The following is a 4,534-nucleotide window of genomic DNA, read 5'->3' as shown; positions in this document are numbered from 1 at the left end:
GCTGGACGAACCCACCAACCACCTGGACGCCGAATCGGTCGATTGGCTGGAGCAGTTCCTGCAGCGCTTCCCGGGCACCGTGGTGGCCATCACCCACGATCGCTACTTCCTCGACAACGCGGCCGAGTGGATCCTGGAACTGGACCGCGGCCGCGGCATCCCGTACCAGGGGAACTACTCCACCTGGCTGGAGCAGAAGGAAAAGCGCCTGGAACTGGAACAGCGCACCGAAGACGCCCGCACCAAGGCCATGAAGGTGGAACTGGAATGGGTGCGCAAGAACGCCAAGGGCCGCCAGGCCAAGAGCAAGGCGCGCCTGGCCCGCTTCGAAGAGCTGAGCGACGTCGAATACCAGAAGCGCAACGAAACCAACGAGATCTTCATTCCCGTGGCCGAGCGCCTGGGCCATGAGGTCATCGAGTTCACCAACGTCACCAAGAGCTTCGGCGACCGGGTGCTGATCGACGACCTGAGCTTCAAGGTGCCGGCCGGCGCCATCGTCGGCATCATCGGCCCCAACGGCGCGGGCAAATCGACCCTGTTCCGCATGATCGCCGGCCAGGAGCAGCCCGACAGCGGCACTGTGAGCATCGGCCGCACGGTGAAGATGGCCTTCGTCGACCAGAGCCGCGAATCGCTGGAAGGCGACAAGACGGTGTGGGAAGACGTCTCGGGCGGCCTGGACAACATCGTCGTCGGCAAGTTCGTGATGCCCTCGCGGGCCTACATCGGCCGCTTCAACTTCAAGGGCAACGACCAGCAGAAGCTGGTCAAGAACCTGTCGGGCGGTGAGCGTGGCCGCCTGCACCTGGCCAAGACGCTGGCCCAGGGCGGCAACGTGCTGATGCTGGACGAACCGTCGAACGACCTGGACGTGGAAACCCTGCGCGCGCTGGAAGACGCGCTGCTGGAATTCGCCGGCTCGGTGATGGTGATCAGCCACGACCGCTGGTTCCTGGACCGCATCGCCACACACATCCTGGCCGCCGAAGGGGACTCGAAGTGGGTGTTCTTCGACGGCAACTACCAGGAATACGAGGCCGACAAGAAGAAGCGCCTGGGCGAGGAGGGCGCCCGCCCGCACCGCCTGCGTTACAAGGCGCTCAAGTAAGGCGACGCCAGCCCAAAACAAACGGACCCCGCGGGGTCCGTTTTTTTGTGCCGCGGCGCCGCGGCCTCATCCGCCGCGCCGGGGTGTGTGCGCCTCAGCTGGCCACGCGCTTGTGCACGCTCAGCGCCAGCAGGGTGCCGGCCATGCCCGACAGCAGGTACAGGCTCACCGCGCCCAGGCCGTAGTTGGCCGACAGGTACAGCGCCACCAGCGGGGCGGCCGCCGCGCCGAACAGCCAGGCCAGGTCGCCCGACAGCGCCGCACCCAGGTAGCGCAGCCGCGACGGGAAGGCCGAGGACACCGCGCCGGCGGCCTGCGCATAGCTCAGGCCGAAGAGCGCAAAGCCGAGCAGGAAGAACAGGTTCTGGCCGGCGTCGCCACCGTCCAGCATCCAGGGCGTGGCCACGCCGTACAGGCCGATGGCCACCGCCAGCGTGCCCAGCGTGGTGCGGCGGCCGATGCGGTCGGCCAGCCAGCCCGACACCAGCATGCCGCCCACGCCCAGCACCGCGCAGCCCACCTGCAGCCACAGCACGTCGATCAGGTTGCGCGAGGAACTGAGGCTCAGCCACGACAGCGGGAACACCGTCACCAGGTGCACCAGGGCGAAGCTGGACAGCGCGGCAAAGGCGCCCACGGCCAGCGTGCGGCCACCGCCGCCGGCCAGCAGTTCACGCAGGCTGCAGGGCTCCAGCTCGTACTTGCGCAGCGCATCGGCAAAGTCGTTGTCCAGCACCAGCTGCAGGCGGGCGAACAGCGCCACCACGTTGAGCGCAAAGGCCACGAAGAACGGGAAGCGCCAGCCCCAGGCCAGGAAGTCTTCCGGCGTGACGTTGGTCATCAGGTAGGCGAACAGCGTCGCGGCGATGCCGAAGCCCACCGGCGCGCCCAGCTGGCCCATCATCGCGTACCAGCCGCGGCGGTGGGCCGGGGCGTTGATGGCCAGCAGCGAGGGCAGGCCGTCCCAGGCGGCGCCGATGGCCAGGCCTTGCAGCACGCGGCAGGCGGCCAGCGCGGTGATGGCGCCGCCCCAGGCGGCGGTGCCGGGCAGCAGCGCCATGGTGCAGGTGGCGGTGCCAAGGCCGAACATGGCCACCGTGAGCTTCACGCCGCGGCCGTAGCGGCGCTGGATGGCCATGCCGCCCATGGTGCCGATCGGCCGCGCCACGAAGGCCAGCGCAAAGACGGAGAAGGAGGCCAGCAGGGCGTCCAGCCGTTCCAGGTGCGGAAAGAACAGTGCCGGAAATACCAGTACCGACGCCAGGCCATAGACGAAAAAGTCAAAGTACTCGCAGGCTCGGCCCACGAGCACACCGACGGCGATGTCATCAGGGGTGACCGCGCCGTCGTGGTGTGGCGCCGGGGCGTCGCGCCGGGGAGGCATGCTGCCTGGGACGGGATGGGTGAGCGTGGTGTTGTCGGACATCGCGGAGTGCTGTGGCGTTCAATCAGTCTAGGGAAGGCCCGGGGGCCCACCGTTCGGGGCATGCAGTACAGAGCAATCAGCGTGCGCGCGCGAGGGCGGAGGGGGTTGGGACAAAGTGTCCAATCGTTGACAACGATCAAACTAGGTAGATTCCCGCACATTGCCGCCTTGGGGCTCACCCGTCGCCATGTCTGATCCTTCCTTCGTGACACGCCTTCGCCGCCCGGCCGTCGCCGGCGCGTTCGCCGCCGCGTTGCTGTCGCTCGCCGGCTGCAACCACGCCATCGTGATGAACCCGGCCGGCGACATCGCCCGCCAGCAGGCCGACCTCATCATCACCTCCACGGTGCTGATGCTGCTGATCATCGTGCCGGTGATCGTGCTGACGCTGCTGTTCGCCTGGCGCTACCGGGCCCGGCAGGCCGCCAACTCCAGCGCCCGCTATGAGCCCGACTGGGACCACTCCACCAAGCTCGAGCTGCTGATCTGGGGCGCGCCGCTGGTCATCATCATCGCGCTGGGCACCGTCACCTGGATCAGCACCCACCAGCTCGACCCATACCGGCCGCTGTCGCGCCTGGACGAAAGCCGCTCGCTGCCCACCAACGTCAAGACGCTGGAGGTGCAGGTGGTGGCACTCGACTGGAAGTGGCTGTTCGTCTACCCCGAGCAGGGCGTGGCCATGGTCAATGAGCTGGTGCTGCCGGTGGACCGCCCGGTGCGCTTCAAGATCACCTCCTCGACGGTGATGAACTCCTTCTACGTGCCCGCGCTGGCCGGCCAGATCTACGCCATGCCGGGCATGGCTTCCACGCTGCATGCCGTGATCAACAAGGCCGGCACCTGGGAAGGTTTTTCCGCCAACTACAGCGGCGATGGCTTCTCGGGCATGCGCTTTCAGTTCCAGGGCATGCCGCAGGCCGATTTCGACCGCTGGATCGAGAACGCCCGCGGTGGCCAGGGCAAGCTCGACCGCGCCACTTACCTGGAACTGGCCAAGCCGAGCCAGCGTGAGGCGGTGCGCCGCTTCGCCAGCGTCGAGCCCGACCTGTTCGACGCGGTGGTCAACCGCTGCGTGGAGCGCGGCCGCATGTGCATGGCAGACATGATGGCCATCGACGCCACCGGCGGCGGTGGCAAGCAGGGCACCACCGCGGTGGCCCGTGCCAGCTGGCGCGGCGCGCAGACCACCGTCGTGGCGGGCCTGTGCACCCCGTCCGATCCCACCGGCACGGGCGTCACCAGCGTGACCTCCGTCCTTTCCTCCCTCGAACCCGCGGCTGCAGCCGACAAGCTCTGATGTCCGCCATCTATCCCACCGAGAACGATCCGCTGCTGGGGCGCCTGACCCTGGGCGCCCTGCCGCTGCATGAGCCCATCATCCTGGCCACTTTCGCCGGCGTGGCCGTCGGCGGCCTGGTGCTGCTGGCGCTGATGACGCGCTACCGCGTCTGGGGCCCGCTGTGGCGCGACTGGCTCACCAGCATCGACCACAAGAAGATCGGCATCATGTACGTGGTGCTGGGCATCGTGATGCTGCTGCGCGGCTTTGCCGACGCGCTGCTGATGCGGGCCCAGCAGGCGATGGCCTTCGGTGACGCCACCGGCTTCTTGAACGCGCACCACTACGACCAGATCTTCACCGCCCACGGCGTGATCATGATCTTCTTCGTGGCCATGCCGCTGGTCACCGGCTTCATGAACTACGTGGTGCCGCTGCAGATCGGCGCGCGCGACGTCGCCTTCCCGTTCCTGAACAACTTCAGCTTCTGGATGACCGCCGGTGGCGCGGTGCTGATGATGCTGTCGCTGTTCGTCGGCGAATTCGCGCGCACCGGCTGGCTGGCCTATCCGCCGCTGTCGGGCATCCTGGCCGATCCGGGCGTGGGGGTGGACTACTACCTCTGGTCGCTGCAGGTAGCGGGGGTGGGTACCACGCTGTCGGGCATCAACCTGATCGTCACCATCGTCAAGATGCGGGCGCCGGGCATGAGCCT

General features: G+C 67.7%; 4 protein-coding genes. 3 read left to right on the top strand and 1 reads right to left on the bottom strand.

Annotated elements, in window-relative coordinates:
• Positions 1-1,111: energy-dependent translational throttle protein EttA (gene ettA, locus ABNT58_RS12210; RefSeq protein WP_348753746.1), on the top strand; the 1,111-nt coding region annotated here is incomplete at its 5' end.
• 94 nt (positions 1,112-1,205) lie between these two features.
• On the opposite strand, the gene ABNT58_RS12205 is transcribed toward ettA, so the two are convergent.
• Entirely contained in the window at positions 1,206-2,495 is a 1,290-nt protein-coding gene (locus tag ABNT58_RS12205) for an MFS transporter (RefSeq protein WP_348753747.1), read from the bottom strand.
• Between the two features lie 229 nt (positions 2,496-2,724).
• Between ABNT58_RS12205 and cyoA the strand changes: the two genes are divergently transcribed.
• Positions 2,725-3,837: a ubiquinol oxidase subunit II gene (gene cyoA, locus ABNT58_RS12200; RefSeq protein ID WP_348753745.1), complete on the top strand. Its 1,113-nt coding sequence runs from the start codon at positions 2,725-2,727 to the stop codon at positions 3,835-3,837.
• Positions 3,837-4,534: cbb3-type cytochrome c oxidase subunit I (locus tag ABNT58_RS12195; RefSeq protein WP_348753744.1), on the top strand; the 698-nt coding region annotated here is incomplete at its 3' end. The genes cyoA and ABNT58_RS12195, both read left to right, overlap by 1 nt.

The sequence above is a fragment of the uncultured Aquincola sp. genome (assembly GCF_964001545.1).
GTDB lineage: Bacteria > Pseudomonadota > Gammaproteobacteria > Burkholderiales > Burkholderiaceae_C > Aquincola.
The sequence above is the reverse complement of the archived record's forward strand: the minus strand, read 5'-3'. Positions and strand labels throughout refer to the sequence as shown.

Bases quoted from the DNA above. Each gene is read 5' to 3' on its own strand.
- ABNT58_RS12205 (WP_348753747.1), bottom strand. From the start codon at position 2,495: ATGCCTCCCCGGCGCGACGCCCCGGCGCCACACCACGACGGCGCGGTC.
- cyoA (WP_348753745.1), top strand. From the start codon at position 2,725: ATGTCTGATCCTTCCTTCGTGACACGCCTTCGCCGCCCGGCCGTCGCC.